Origin of the sequence: Kitasatospora sp. NPDC057015, from assembly GCF_042673745.1 — a bacterium.
Classification (GTDB): domain Bacteria; phylum Actinomycetota; class Actinomycetes; order Streptomycetales; family Streptomycetaceae; genus Kitasatospora.
In genome coordinates this window covers 78,941-92,608 of record NZ_JBHUSG010000006.1, presented here as the reverse complement: position 1 = coordinate 92,608, position 13,668 = coordinate 78,941, and the positions used below count along the sequence as shown (strand labels likewise).

Sequence of the window (13,668 nt, the reverse complement as noted above, 5' to 3'; positions counted from 1 at the left end):
CATCAACCCGTCGCGATCAGGGGTCTAGAAGTGCTGGAGCTGCTGGGTCTGGACACGACCGCCGAGGCCGTCTACCGCGAGATGCTGGCCGACCCCGAGGGCGGGGTCGCCGAACTCTGCGAGCGGCTCGGGCTCCCCGAGCCCGAGATCCGTGCGGCCCTGGACCGCCTCGCCGACCTCGCCCTGCTGCGTGACTCGCGCGAACGCCCCGGCGCCCTGCGGCCGGTCAGCCCCGAGCGCGGCCTGGAGCTGCTGCTCCGCCGGCAGGAGGAGGAACTCGTCCGCCGCCAGCAGGAGTTGGAGGTCAGCCGAGCCGCCGTGGCGCGCGCCGTCGCCGAGTACGCCGTGCTGCGGCCGAACACGGTGGTGGACGGCGGCGAGCGGCTGGTGGGCCTCGACGCGATCCAGGCGAAGCTGGAGGTCCTCACCGGCGAACTCGCCGGCGAGTGCCTGGCCGTCATGCCGGGCGGTGCCCAGTCCGCGGACAGCCTGGCGGCCTCCCGGCCGCTGGACGAGGACGCGCTGCGGCGCGGGGTAAGCCTTCTGACGATCTACCAGGACAGCGTGCGCAACGACCCGGAGACGCTCTCCTACGCGCAGTGGATGACCGGCCTCGGCGGCCGGGTGCGGACCGCGCCCGTGCTGCCGCCGCGGATGCTGGTCTTCGACCGGCGCACCGCGGTGGTGCCGATCGACCCGCAGAACACCAGGCTCGGCGCGCTCTGTACCGACGAGCCCGGGATCGTCGCCTCGCTGGTCGCGCTCTTCGAGCAGACCTGGGAGAGCGCTGTCCCCCTCGGCGCCGACCGCCTCGAAGACACCCGGACGGGCCTGAGCGCCGGGGAGCGCGAGCTGCTGCGGCTGCTCTCCACCGGGCTCACCGACGAGATGGCGGGTCGGCGACTGGGGGTCTCGGTGCGTACGGTGCGGCGTCAGATGGCCGCCCTGATGGAGCGGCTGGATGCGGCGAGCCGGTTCGAGGCGGGCCTGAAGGCGGCCCAGCGGGGTTGGCTCTAGGCCCCAGGGGCAGCCTGGGACCGGGACCGGAGCAGGGAGCGGGAGCGGGACCGGAGCCGGCAGCGGGAACGGATCCGGGACCGGGGTCGAGCCGCGTCCGGTCGGGCCGGGGAGCGGCGCCCGATCGCGCCCGTGCCCGGCGGCGGCGGACCCGTGACCGCCTCTGCGCGGCGTCCGCAGCCTCCGCCCTCGCCGCCCGCCTCTCCCCGCCGTGCGCGCTACATCATGTCGCCCGGGGTGAGCCCGGGCAGCAGCCAGCTCTGGAACGGTGCCAGCACGGCGAGCACGAGGAACGCCACCCCGGCGACCCGGGCCAGCAGCGGACCGCGCCGCCACAGCTTCTCCAGGAAGACCACCACTGCGATCCCCGCCATCGCCGCCACGTTCATCACGCCGAGCGGCACCAGCACCACCATCAGCGCCCAGCAGCAGCCCAGGCAGTACCCGCCGTGGTGCAGCCCGACCCGCAGGTCCCGCAGCGGCGGCCGGTAGCCCGCGTAGTGCATCAGCTGCGCCATCGGGCTGCGGCAGTGTCGCAGGCAGACGTACTTCAGCGGGCCCAGCTGGTACAGCCCGGCCAGGGCGAACGCCGCCGCGCCGATCCACCTCCCGGCGTCCGGATCGCGCTCGACCAGGTGGCCGGTGAGCGCGAGGCCGCCGTACGCGAGCAGCCCGAAGGCCGTCCACACCAGCAGATAGCCGCCGAGGAACTCGGTCGTGCGGACCGCCCGCTCGCCGCCGCTCGACTGCCGGCCGATGCTGCGGGCCCAGGTCACCGCCACCGGAGCCACCGAGGGCAGCATCATCGCGGCCATCATCGCCAGCCACAGCACCAGGAACAGCGGCAGCGCCATCCCCATCGTGCCGGGCTCGATCCCCATGCCCCTGGCCTGCCCGACCGTGAACAGCCAGGCCAGGGCCGCGATCACCATGATCAGGCCCCAGGCGAGGGCCAGATCCCTCGCGGGCATCAGCACCCCGGTGCGCAGCGGCTGCTTCTCCACGGTGACGGTACGCATGGTGCTCTCCTGCCTGGTCCTTCCAGGACAGCACACGTGCGCCATCGGCAAAACCCGGTCACGATCGCGCGGGGCGGCACAGGGGCCAGCGCCGCTCGTGGGCGGCGAGTCCTCCGGGACGGAGGAGTCACCGGGCCGGGCGGTTCCAACCCGCACAGGTCACCGGGGCCGAGCACGGCGGTGAACGCCGAGCTCGGCGTGATCCTGGCCCTGTCGTTGCCCCGGCCACGGCCCCGGCCACGGGCGGCGGGCCGCGCAGGGGTGCCGGGTCCGGCCGAATCGGCGCATGCTGGAGGAGAGGCCGCTCCGCCGACGTGGCCCGCGTGCCTTCGTGCGGGCAGCCCCGTCACTCCTGTGGAACCGTGCGACAGCGGGGGGTGAGGAGGTCGGCGAGATGACCGACACAACCACCAGCCCGGCCTGGCATCTGGTCGGCGACTGGTTCGACACCTGCAAGTGCGCCATTCCCTGCCCCTGTACCTTCGCCCAACCCCCGACCGAGGGTGACTGCGAGGGCGTGCTCGTCTGGCACATCCGCGAGGGCCGATTCGGGGACGTCCCGCTCGACGGGTTGAACTTCGTGATGCTCGGGTCCTTCACTGGCAACATCTGGGCGGGTGCCGCCACGGACTCGCGTGCCGCCTTCTTCATCGACGAGCGCGCCGACGACCAGCAGCGCGGCGCCCTCGGCACGATCTTCAGCGGCCAGGCGGGCGGGTGGCCGAAGAAGTTCGGTGAGCTCGCAACGACCGAGGTGCTCGGCATGGACGTCGCCCCCATCACCGTCGAGATCGGTGACGACCTCCGGGCGTGGAGCGTCGAGATCCCCGGCCGGGTCACCGCCCGCGCCGAAGCCCTCACCGGTCCCACCGCCCCCGAGGGCGGACGCGTGCAGCTCCACAACGCCCCCGGCGCCGAGGTCGGACCGGGCCGGATCGCCACCTGGGGCCGCGCCACCACCGACCACGCCGACGCCTTCGGCTTCAGCTGGAACCGCAGCGGCAAGTCCAGCAAGCATTTCCCGTTCGACTGGAGCGGCCCCGACTGACCACCGCGTGGACCGGCGTCGGGCCGGCACCGTCCGCGGACGCGGCGGGGCGTTGATCGCAACGGCCTCCCTCTGGGAGGATGTCGTCCATGACGAACCGACGAAAGGCCCATGGCGCGTAGAGCGCCGGGGCAGGTGCGCGCCAGGCTGTCGCGCAGGGTCCGCCCGGAGCAGGGCAGGACGATCGTTCCCGGGGTCTCGGCGCGCACGCAGCGCGGGATCGCCGCGTTCGAGGACTCGCAGTTGTGGCCCGGAGCCGTCGCCGACGCGATGGCGCGATGGGTCGGCACCGCGCGCGGGCCGGCCCGTGGGCCGGCGGCTCCGCAGGCCCGTGGCTGCGGGGTCGAGGCGTGCTGTCCCACGGAGGCGCATCCACGGGAGCTGCTGGAGCGGGCCCTGGGCGGGCTCCCTTCCGGCGCGGCGCGGGAGCTCCGGCGGCGGGTGGATCCGCTCGACGAGCGCTACCTCTCCCGCACGGTCGTGGACTCCTACGCGGATCCGTCCTGGCCGTGGTGGCTGCGGAGATGCTGAACCCCGTACCGGGAGATGCCCCGTAGGCGCCCCTCCGCCGTCCGGCCGGCGTCCGGATCCTGCCTGCGCTGCGGCACCGGGCGGGACTACTGCGAACGGTTCGACGCGGCACTGTGCGCGGTGTGCGACCAGTGGCTCGAAGGCGTCTGCCCCGACCCGGACTGCACCTACTGCCGAGCACGGCCCGAACGGCCGAGCCTGGCCCGGGAGTACGCCCCTGATGAAGCGGTGCTGCGGCGGGCGGCCAGGCTGGCCGCCCGCCGATCGCTCCGGTCCAGGCCGAGGGGTCCGGTCACCTGACGGGTGACCGGACCCCTCGGGACGCCTTCCGGTGAGTGGATCCCGAAGGCCCCCGGGTCACCGGTCGCCGCAGCCGGTCACCCGGTCATCCGGTCACCCGGTCGCCCTGGCGGCCTGGACGATCAGGTTCTCGACCTGGCCGGGGTGGGAGAGCATGACCAGGTGGGACGCGTCCTCGACCACGACGGTGCGGGCGCCGGCCCGCTCCGCCATGAACTTCTCGGTCGCGGCGGGGATCGCCTGGTCGGCTCCGGCGACCAGGTACCAGGACGGGATCGTCCTCCAGGCCGGGACGCCGCTCGGTGCCTGGAGGGCGGCCAGATCCACCGGGCGCTGTTCGGCCGCCAGCAACTCCGTGTCGGCGGCCCGCAGGTCGGCCGCCATGACGGCGCGGAACTGCGCCGGGTCGACGTAGCCGTCCGCACCCCCGCCTCCGGCGACCGCGTAGGGCCGGACGACGAGCGCCGCGCCGAGCCGGCTGCCGGGGTTCAGGCCGGTCAGTGCCAGACCGCTCTCGCCCTCGGCGGGGGCGAAGGCCGCGACGTAGACCAGGGCCTTGACGTTCTCGTGCCCGACGGCTGCGTTGGTGATGACCTCACCGCCGTATGAGTGGCCCACCAGGACCACCGGCCCGGGGACGGCGGCCAGCAGGCTGGAGACGTAGGCCGAGTCGGAGTCCAGCCCCCGCAGCGGGTTCGCCGCGGCGATGACCGGGTAGCCGTCGTGCCGCAGCCGGGCGATGACCGGGCTCCAGCCGGAGGAGTCGGCGAAGGCGCCGTGGACCAGGACCACGGTGGGCTTGGCCGAGTGCCGGTCCGCCGCCGCGACGGCCGCCGGCGAGGCCTGGGCCGAGGCCGACGAGACCACCGGGACGGCTACGGCGGCGACGGCCAGTGCTGCCGGGATCACCACGCGCTTGCGGAACCAGCGGGTGCTGCGTACCGGGGCTGACGGGATGTCGAGCATGTCGGAGCCCTTCTCTTGGTAGGTAGGTCTGCGGGAATCCGGGGCGAACAGGACCGAACGCCCCGGGAGCGGGTCGTGCCGAGGCCGTGCGACGGGGCCCGCGGTGAGGCCCGGAGCGCAGGTGGCGGACGACCCGCCCCGGTCAGGGGGTCGGCGGTGCCGCGGGGAGGGTGTCGTCCGGGCAGGGCTCGATCGGCTTCGATCCGAGGAAGTCGAGCAGGATCCCGGTCAGCTCCGTCGGGCGCTCCTCGTAGATCCAGTGACCGGAGTCGGGGACGACGACGCACGTGACGTTCGTCGCGTACCGGCGGGTCTGGTCGGGCACCACGTGGCCGAGACTGCCCGAGGCGCCGATCGCCAGGACCGGCATGGTGAGCTTCGTCCGCTGGTTGACGGCGTTGTCCTCGACGTCCTGGGGGAAGGCGCGGAACCACTTGAAGCTCGCCGCGAGGTGGGCCGGGTCCTTCAGGGCGCCGGCGAAGACGGCGACGTCCTCGGGGGTGACGGCGCCCTTCCGCACTTCGAGGCTGTCGATGAATCCCCCCACCCACGCCTGTTCGCGGCCGGCCACGACCCCTTCGGGAAGGCCGTTGGCCAGGGAGAAGAAGCCGAAGTTCCAGGCGGCCGGGCCGCTGGCGGTCAGGGACGGGAACGTGTAGAGGCTCTGGTCCGGGATCGGGGCCTCGCTGAGGACGAGCCTCGTCACGTCGCCTGGGTGGGCGGCGGCGTAGGCGTAGGCGACCATCGAGCCGATGTCGTGGCCGACCAGCCGGACGTCCCGGTCGTACCCGATCCGCCCGAGCAGGGTGTGGATGGCGGCGGCCATGGTCTTCTTGTCGTAGCCGCCGGCCGGGGCGTCGCTCCGGCCCGCCCCGGGCAGGCTGGGCGCGATGACGGTGTAGTGCTCGGCGAGCGCCGGGAGGATGCCGTGCCACTCGTACCAGGTCTGCGGGTACCCGTGCAGCAGGACGAGGGTCGGGCCGTGGCCGCCGATCACGTAGTCGATGCCGGCGACCTTGTGCTCGCTGAAACCGGCCGGCACCAGCCGGGCGGCCGACCGGGCGTCGGCCGCCCCGGGCTCGGCCGCGGCGGAGACGGCGGTGGTGCCGAGGCCGAACGCGGCGGCGATCGCCACCGGCACCAGGAACCCCGGGCGGAAGATGGCATGACGGTGCTTCACGTGCTTCACAGGTGCTCCAGATGGCGGGAGGGTGGTACGGCTACAGGGTGCTGACGAGGCCGCCGTCGATGACGAAGTCGGCCCCGGTGATGTTCGCGGCCCGGTCACCGGCCAGGACGAGGACGAGGTCGGCGACCTCCTCGGGGCGGGTGAACCGCCCGGTGACGGCCGCCCCGGCGGCCTGTTCGGCCACGTCGCGGGCCGAGCCGCCGGTGGCGGCGGCGACCGTCGCGGCGACCCCGCCGTCGGCCAGCCAGAGGCCCGTGGCGACCGGGCCCGGGCTGATGGTGTTCACCCGGACGCCCTGCGGGCCCACCTGCTTGGACAGGGACTTGGAGAAGTTCGACAGCGCGGCCTTGGCCGCGCCGTAGTCGATGACGAGCGGGTCGGGCAGGAAGGCGTTGACGGAGCTGACGGTGACGATGCTCCCCGCGCCCCGCTCCAGCAGGTACGGCAGCGCCGCCCGGGTGACGCGCACGGGGGCCAGCAGGTTGACGGCCAGGGTCGCGGCCCAGTCCTCGTCGGTCACCGCGACGAAGCCCTCGACCCTGGGCCGGACGGCTCCCACGTTGTTCACCAGGATGTCCAGGCCGCCGTAAGCGAAGGCCGCCGCGGCGACCAGCTCGGCCGGGCCGCCCGGTGCGGTCAGGTCGACCGCGACCGGGAGGACCTCGCCCTCGGCGGCCAGGGCCAGCAGTTCGGGGGTGATCTCCCGCGCACCGGCCACGACCCGGGCCCCCTCGCGCACGAGTGCGCGGGTGACGGCCAGTCCGATCCCGCGGCTCGCGCCGGTGACGACCGCCGTCCTGCCGTTCAGGTGCAGATCCATGTCAGGGCCCTTCGACGCGTCGGTGCTGTGGGTCGGGTGCGGTTCAGAGGGAGTTCCGCCGCAACCAGTCCAGTGCGGTGCCGGCGACCTCGCGCCAGCCGCCGTCGATCGTCAGCGAGTGCCCGCGGTCGGGGAAGTCGGTGATGTCGGTGCGGGCGTCGGAGTGCCGGTACTGCTTGAGAGTGGCCCGCACGACGGCCTCCGGCACCGTGTGGTCCTTGCCGCCGGTCATCAGCAGCAGCGGCCCGCGCGACCCGTTGGCGGTGTCGACCTTGGCCGGCGAGTGCGGGTTGAAGTTGGCGGCGGCGGCCTCGAACAGCGGCTTGCCGGGTGCGGGGATCGCCCACCGCTCGAACAGCTCCGCCGACTCCGCCTCGGAGACGGCGTTGCCGAACGCGAAGCGGAACTGGGCGGCCGTGAGGGACACCGCCCGGTGCTTGTTGCCGGGGTTCTTGAACACCGGCAGGGTCGCGCGCAGTGCGGAGAGCGGCAGCGGGAGCACGCCCTTGATCTGGGCGGCGTCGATCGCGACGGCGGCGGCGGCCAGGTTCCGGCCGAGGAGCTTCTGCGCGATCATGCCGCCGAAGGAGTGCCCGATCAGGATCGGGGGGACCGGCAACTCCCGGATGATCGCCGCGTAGTGGTCCACCACGTCGTCGATGCCGTGGTCGGCGATGCTCTCCGGGTTGGCGCGGGCCTCCTCGACGGTGTCGGGGTCGCCGGGCCAGCCCGGTGCGGACGGGGCGTAGCCCTCCTGCCGGAACAGGTCGAGCCAGGGGGTCCACGACGTGGCGTGCAGCCACAGGCCGTGGATGAAGATGACGGGGACGGGGATCGGTGTCGTCATGGCGACCTCTCGGTGCGGTCGGTCCGGCCGGATGTCCGGTGTCGGGCCAGCACACCACGGTGCCGGGGGCGTTCGAACCGGGGAGAGACCCCAGTCCCTGCCCGTGACGGGGTGCGACGGGCTGGGGTGCGGCCGGGATCGTCAGGCGGGGCGCAGCCGTGCCGCGGGCTCTCCGACTATGATCAACTCGACATGTCGCCGTTCGCGCCGAAGCCGCCCCGAGGGAGTGCCGTGGTACTGCTCGGGCGAGCGGCGGAGACCAGGCGCCTGAACGCACTCATCGCCCGGGTCCAGCAGCGCGGCGGCGCCCTGGCGGTGCGGGGTGCGGCCGGGATCGGGAAGTCCGCACTGGTGGCGCACGCCGTCGCACGCGCGTCGGCGGCGGGCATGCGGGTGCTGACCACCACGGGCGTGGAGTGCGAGACGCACCTGCCCTATGCCGGGCTCCAGCAACTGCTGTACCCGATCCGCACCGCCGTCGAGCTGATTCCGCCTCAGCAGCAGGAAGCCCTGGAAACGGCGCTCAGCGGCGCGGATTCGGCCGCACCGGACACGTTCCTCGTCGCCCTGGCCGTGCTGAACCTGGTCGCCGAGGCCGCCGAACGCGCACCGGTCCTGCTGGTCGCCGAGGACTCGCACTGGTTGGACCCGTCCACGTCCCACGTCCTCGGCTTCGTGGCCCGGCGGTTGGAGTCCGAGCCGATCGTGCTCCTGGCCGCGGCCCGCGACGGGGCGTCCTCCTGGCTGGACGAAGCGGAGCTGCCGGAGCTGACGCTGTCACCGCTGACCGACGCCGCGGCCGACGCCCTCCTGCGCGTCCACGCGCCCGACCTGGAGCCCGCGTTGCGCGCACGCCTGCTCGCGGAGGCCGCGGGCAACCCGCTCGCGCTGACCGAACTGCCGCGTGCGTCGGAGGAGTCGGCCGAGAGCGGGCCGGCGCTGCCGTCCTGGCTGCCGCTCACCGTGCGCCTGGAGCGGGCGTTCACCGCCCGACTGTCCGACCTCCCGGCGCCGACCCGGGCCCTGCTCCAGGTCGCCGCGCTCAACGACAGCGTCTCGCTCGCCGAGACGGCCGGTGCGGCGGAGTCCGTCACCGGCGAGCGGGCCGGCACCGCGGATCTGGGGCCGGCGGTCGCCGCGGGGCTGATCCACGTCGACCGGGGCGAACTGCGGTTCCGGCACCCCCTGATGCGCTCGGCGATCCATCAGAGCATGTCCCTGCCCGAACGCGTCGCCGCGCACCGGGCGTTGGCCGACACGATGACCGGCCAGGAGGACCGCCGCGTCTGGCACCGGGCCGCCGCCACGTCACTGCCGGACGAGACCGTCGCCTCCGAACTCCAGGCCGCCGCGGTGCGGGCCGAGCGCCGGGGCGCCATCGGGTCCGCCGTGGCCGCGCTGGACCACGCCGCCCGGCTCAGCGAGGACCCGGCGCTGCGGGCCGACCGACTGCTGCGGGCCGCCCACCTCGCGGTCGAGCTCGGATCCCGCCAGGTGGTGACCCAGCTCCTGGACGAGGCGGCGCGGTTGGACCTCTCCGCGCAGCAACGGGCCCGGGTGGTGTGGCTGCGGAGCAGCTTCGACGAGGGCCTGCACAGCCAGAGCACCGACACCCGGGATCTGGCCGGGCTCGCCGAGCGGGTCGCCGCGGCCGGCGACCGGGAGCTCGCGGTACGCATCCTGTGGAGCGCGGCCCAACGCTGCTTCTGGAGCGAGCCGGGGGCGCAGACCCGGCTGTACGTCGTCACCGTCGCCGAAGGCCTGGCGCTCGACGACCACGACCCGTGGCTGCTGGCGATCCTCGCCTACGCGGCCCCCGTCGACCGGGGCGCGGTGGTGATCGAACGCCTGAGCCGGCTGCTCCCGTCCCAGGGCCACGACGCCCGCACGGACCGCCTGTTGGGCACCGGCGCGCTGATGGTGGGCTCGTTCGACCTGGCCCGGAGGTTCTCCACGGCCGCGGTCACCGGGCTGCGGGTCCAGGGCCGCCTCGGGCTCCTGGCCCGCTGCCTCGGCGCCACCGCGTGGAGCGCGGCCCAACTGGGCGACCTGAGTGCGGCGATCCCCGCGGCGGAGGAGTCCTGCCGGCTGGGCCACGAGACGACGCAGCCGTACCTGTACGCCTTGATCCGGTCGATCGAGGCCGTGATCGGCGCCCTGCGGGGCGACCTGGACCGGGTCCGGGACCTGACCGAGGAGGCGGAGCGGGTCGGCCTGGCCATCGCCGCCCGCCCGGTGCTGGCCAGGTCGCAGCTCGCACGGGGGATGGCGGCGCTGGGCGGCGGGCAGTTCGGGGAGGCCTACACCCACCTGCGGCGGCTGCACGATCCCGTCGACCCCTGCTACGAACTCGCCCTGCGCTGCTACGCGGTGGGAGACCTCGTGGACGCCGCCGTGCACTGCGGCCGGGGTGAGGAGATCCGGGACGTCATGCGCGAGATGGAGGCCGCGGCACTGCGGACCCCGTCGCCCGCGCTGCACGCCGGTCTGCGCTTCGCCCGCGCGCTGCTCGCCGAGGACACCGAGGCCGAGGAGCTCTTCCTGACGGCCCTGGGCGCGGATCTCGCGAGCTGGCCGTTCATCAGGGCGCGGACCCAGCTGGCCTACGGGGAGTGGCTGCGACGGCAGCGGCGGGCCGCCGACTCGCGAGGGCACCTGCGCGCCGCCCGGGAGACCTTCGACGCCCTCGGCACCCGGCCCTGGAGCGACCGGGCGCGCCAGGAGCTGCGCGCCTCCGGCGAGTCGAGCGGGCGCCGCGGTCCCGACGCCCGGGACCGCCTCACCCCGCAGGAACTGCAGATCGCCCAGATGGCCGCCGAAGGTCTGACGAACCGGGAGATCGGCCAGAAGCTCTACCTGTCGCACCGCACGGTGAGCTCCCATCTGCACCGGATCTTCCCCAAGTTGGTGATCACCTCGCGGTCCGAGCTCGGCGCGGCACTGCGGCCGCCCCCATGACCTCGCGACCCTACTGACCCGGCCGACCCCGTGACCCGGCCGGCTTCCGGACCCGGCCGACCCCGTACGCGGCCGGCTTCCCGCCCTTGGCGGGCAGGGCCGTTCAAGGTTCCGCAGCACCGTCATCTGACGCTCGCGACGCCGATCCCGTACTCCGTACCGTCGGCTCCATGAGCGCCATGCGATTCTCCCCCCACCACGGCTCCGACCGACCGCAGCGACCCGCCACACCGCAGCCGTTGTTGGGCAGGACCGACGAACGCCGGGCCCTGGACGAGCTGGTCGAGGCGGTCCGCGAGGGGCTCAGCGGAGCGGTGGTGCTGGTCGGCGAGGCCGGGATCGGCAAGTCCCGGCTCCTCGCCCACGCGGCCGACGCCTCCCGTGACCTGCAGACGACGGAGGTCACCGGTGTGGAGGCCGAGGCACAGCTCGGGTTCGCCGCGCTGCACCGGCTGCTGCTGCCCTTCCTCGACCGGCTGGAGCAGCTGCCCGGGCCGCAGCGCGACGTACTGGGCTCGGCCTTCGGCCTGCGCACCGGTCCGCCCGCGGACCGCTTCCTCACCGGTCTGGCCACCCTCACCCTGTTGTCGGAGGCCGCCCGCAGCAGGCCGCTGATCTGCCTGGTCGACGACGCCCAGTGGCTGGACCGCGAGTCCCTGGAGGTGCTGGCCTTCGTCGGCCGTCGCGTGCACGCGGACGGCGTCGGCCTGGTGATCTGCGCCCGGGACGGACGCACCGGCGCCTCGCCCCTCGACGGACTGCCCACCCTGCACCTGACCGGTCTGTCGGACCCGGACGCCTTCCGGCTGCTGGCGGACACCCCGGTCGGGCGACTCGGACGTCAGGCCTTCGCCCGGATCGTCGCCGAGACCGCCGGGAACCCGCTCGCCCTGATCGAACTCGCCGGGGAGCTGCCGGTCGGTGCCCTCTCGCTCGCGCCGCTGCCGGTCGGCCCGCGGCTGGAGTCCCACTTCCTGCGCCAGGTCCGGGCCATGCCGCCGGAGACGCAGACGCTGCTGCTGGTGGCCTCGCTCGCTCCCACCGACGACCCGGCCGTGCTCTGGCGGGCGGCGGCAGGTCTCGGTCTGTCGACCCACGCACTGGATCCCGCGGTGGCGGGCGGGGTGCTGCTGGGGGACCGTCATCCGGCGTTCCGCCATCCGCTGATCCGCTCGGCCGTCCACGCCGGCGCCGACCCCGTCCAGCGGCGCCGGGTGCACCGGGCGCTCGCCGGGTCGACCGACCCGGACAGGTCTCCCGACCGGCGCGCCTGGCACCTGGCGGAGGCGACGGTCGGCCTCGACGAGGAGGTCGCGCTGGAGCTGGAGCAGGCCTCGGAACGCGCGCGCGGACGGGGCGGCTACGCGGCCCAGGCAGGCTTCCTGGCCCGCGCCGCCGAGCTGTCCCCCGATCCGTCGGACCGCGCCCGGCGCTATTGCGTCGCCGCCCAGGCCCACGTCGTCATCGGTGATGCGGCCATGGCCCGGACCGCGCTCGACCAGGCGGAGTCCGGTCCCGGCACGCCGACGACCCGAGCCACCGTCCAACGGCTGCGCGCGGCGATCGAATGGCTCCAGGGCCGGGCCCGGACGGTGCCGGCGATGCTGATGGCCGCCGCGGCGGACGTCGTGGCGTTCGACGAGCGACTGGCCCGGGACATGGTGTTCGAAGCGTTGGCCGCCGGGATGCTGGCCCGGGAGCACATCGCCGGCCTGACCCTGGACGGCCTCGCGCGTACGGCGCTCGACATGCCCTGGGACACCGCAGTGCCGCCGACGCTCCCGGACGTGGTGGCCGACGCCTACTGCACCCGCGTCGCCGAGGGGTACCGGGCGGCGGTGCCGAAGCTGCGGGCCGCGGTCGACGCCCTGCGGACCGGCGAGCTCGTCGAGACCGGCTTGCCGATCGCGCTGATGTCCTACGCCGCCACCGAGGACCTCTGGGACGACCGGGGGTACCGGGCCGTGCTGGAGCGGATGGCGGCCGCCAGCCGCGCGCAGGGTGCGCTGCACGCACTCAGCGTGGTGGTCAACGGCCTTGCCGCCGCCGAGGTCTGGGCCGGCCGGTTCGCCGCCGCCGAGGCCTGCTACGACGAGTCGGAGGAGATCGGCCGGGCACTCGGGCACGTCCCCCAGGGGCCTTCGCACCGCGTGGAGCTGCTGGCCTGGCAGGGACGCGAGGAGGAGCTGCGGATCGGGGTGGACCTCTCGGTCAGGGTGTGGGGGGAGCAGCTCGGCTTCGCGGTCGTGGCCGGCCACGCGCACTACGCGCTGACCGTCCTGGAGCTCGGGGCCGGCCGCTACCGGGAGGCCCTCGACCGGGCTCTCCCGGGCTACCGGAGCGACGTCCCGGGGCAGGGCAGTCGACTGCTCCCCAACGTGATCGAGGCAGCGGTCCGGGTCGGCGACCTCGCCACGGCTGCGGAGGCCCTCGCCCGCCTGACCGAACGCGCCGAGCTGAGCGGCACCCCGTGGGCCCGGGGCGTGGCGGCCCGCAGCAGCGCGCTGACGGCCCCGGACGAGCGGGCCGAGGACCTCTACGAGCAGGCCGTGAAGTACCTGGAGGACACCGACGTCGGTACCGAGCTGGCGCGGACGCACCTGCTCTACGGGGAGTGGCTCCGGCGCCGCAGGCGTCGCGTCGACGCGCGGGTACAGCTCCGGAGGGCCCACGAGATGTTCACCGGTATGGGAGCGGCCGGATTCGCCGAACGCGCCCGGGTCGAACTGGCGGCCACCGGCGAGCGTGCCCGCGGGCGGACCGACCGGGCCGACCACGACCTCACGCCGCAGGAGCGGCAGGTGGCGGGGCTGGCCGCCGCCGGCGCGACCAACACCGAGATAGCCGCGCGGCTCTTCGTGACCACGTCCACCGTCGAGTACCACCTGAACAAGGTCTTCCGGAGGCTCGGCATCACCTCCCGGCGGCAGCTCGCGGCGCTGCTGCACGACGAGGGGAGGACGGGGTGACGCA

At 74.4% G+C, this 13,668-nt stretch carries 10 protein-coding genes; 5 read left to right on the top strand and 5 right to left on the bottom strand.

Going from position 1 to position 13,668, the window contains the following annotated elements; all coding sequences use genetic code 11:
* The first annotated feature begins 30 nt into the window (after positions 1 to 30).
* Positions 31 to 1,017, top strand: coding sequence for a LuxR C-terminal-related transcriptional regulator (locus tag ACFTWP_RS08115; RefSeq protein ID WP_380263411.1), 987 nt, complete (start codon positions 31 to 33; stop codon positions 1,015 to 1,017).
* A 218-nt stretch (positions 1,018 to 1,235) separates the two neighbouring features.
* Here ACFTWP_RS08115 and ACFTWP_RS08110 read toward each other — a convergent pair whose 3' ends face one another.
* Complete coding sequence (locus ACFTWP_RS08110) at positions 1,236 to 2,036, bottom strand: DUF2182 domain-containing protein (RefSeq protein ID WP_380263410.1); 801 nt, start codon at positions 2,034 to 2,036, stop codon at positions 1,236 to 1,238.
* A 394-nt stretch (positions 2,037 to 2,430) separates the two neighbouring features.
* On the opposite strand from ACFTWP_RS08110, the gene ACFTWP_RS08105 reads away from it, so the two are divergent.
* Positions 2,431 to 3,084 (top strand): DUF1326 domain-containing protein, encoded by a 654-nt coding sequence (locus tag ACFTWP_RS08105; protein ID WP_380263409.1) that lies wholly within the window; start codon positions 2,431 to 2,433, stop codon positions 3,082 to 3,084.
* A 111-nt stretch (positions 3,085 to 3,195) separates the two neighbouring features.
* Complete coding sequence (locus ACFTWP_RS08100; protein WP_380263408.1) at positions 3,196 to 3,615, top strand: hypothetical protein; 420 nt, start codon at positions 3,196 to 3,198, stop codon at positions 3,613 to 3,615.
* A 393-nt stretch (positions 3,616 to 4,008) separates the two neighbouring features.
* Here ACFTWP_RS08100 and ACFTWP_RS08095 read toward each other — a convergent pair whose 3' ends face one another.
* From ACFTWP_RS08095 to ACFTWP_RS08080, 4 genes are all read right to left on the bottom strand, one after another.
* Positions 4,009 to 4,881: an alpha/beta fold hydrolase gene (locus tag ACFTWP_RS08095; RefSeq protein ID WP_380263407.1), complete on the bottom strand. Its 873-nt coding sequence runs from the start codon at positions 4,879 to 4,881 to the stop codon at positions 4,009 to 4,011.
* A gap of 142 nt (positions 4,882 to 5,023) precedes the next feature.
* Positions 5,024 to 6,070 carry an alpha/beta fold hydrolase gene (locus tag ACFTWP_RS08090; protein WP_380263406.1) on the bottom strand — a complete coding sequence of 349 codons (1,047 nt, stop codon included), beginning with the start codon at positions 6,068 to 6,070 and terminating at the stop codon, positions 5,024 to 5,026.
* Between the two features lie 31 nt (positions 6,071 to 6,101).
* On the bottom strand, positions 6,102 to 6,890 hold the full coding sequence (locus ACFTWP_RS08085) for an SDR family NAD(P)-dependent oxidoreductase (RefSeq protein ID WP_380263405.1): 789 nt from the start codon (positions 6,888 to 6,890) through the stop codon (positions 6,102 to 6,104).
* Positions 6,891 to 6,933: 43 nt separating this feature from the next.
* Positions 6,934 to 7,737, bottom strand: a complete 804-nt coding sequence (locus tag ACFTWP_RS08080) for an alpha/beta hydrolase (protein ID WP_380263404.1) — start codon at positions 7,735 to 7,737, stop codon at positions 6,934 to 6,936.
* A gap of 192 nt (positions 7,738 to 7,929) precedes the next feature.
* Here ACFTWP_RS08080 and ACFTWP_RS08075 point away from each other — a divergent pair, with 192 nt between their 5' ends.
* Together ACFTWP_RS08075 and ACFTWP_RS08070 are read left to right on the top strand one after the other, a co-directional pair.
* Positions 7,930 to 10,695, top strand: a complete 2,766-nt coding sequence (locus ACFTWP_RS08075) for an ATP-binding protein (protein WP_380263403.1) — start codon at positions 7,930 to 7,932, stop codon at positions 10,693 to 10,695.
* A 170-nt stretch (positions 10,696 to 10,865) separates the two neighbouring features.
* The gene (locus ACFTWP_RS08070) at positions 10,866 to 13,664 is read left to right on the top strand and encodes an AAA family ATPase (protein WP_380263402.1); all 2,799 of its coding nucleotides are present in this window, start codon (positions 10,866 to 10,868) and stop codon (positions 13,662 to 13,664) included.
* Positions 13,665 to 13,668 lie beyond the last annotated feature (4 nt).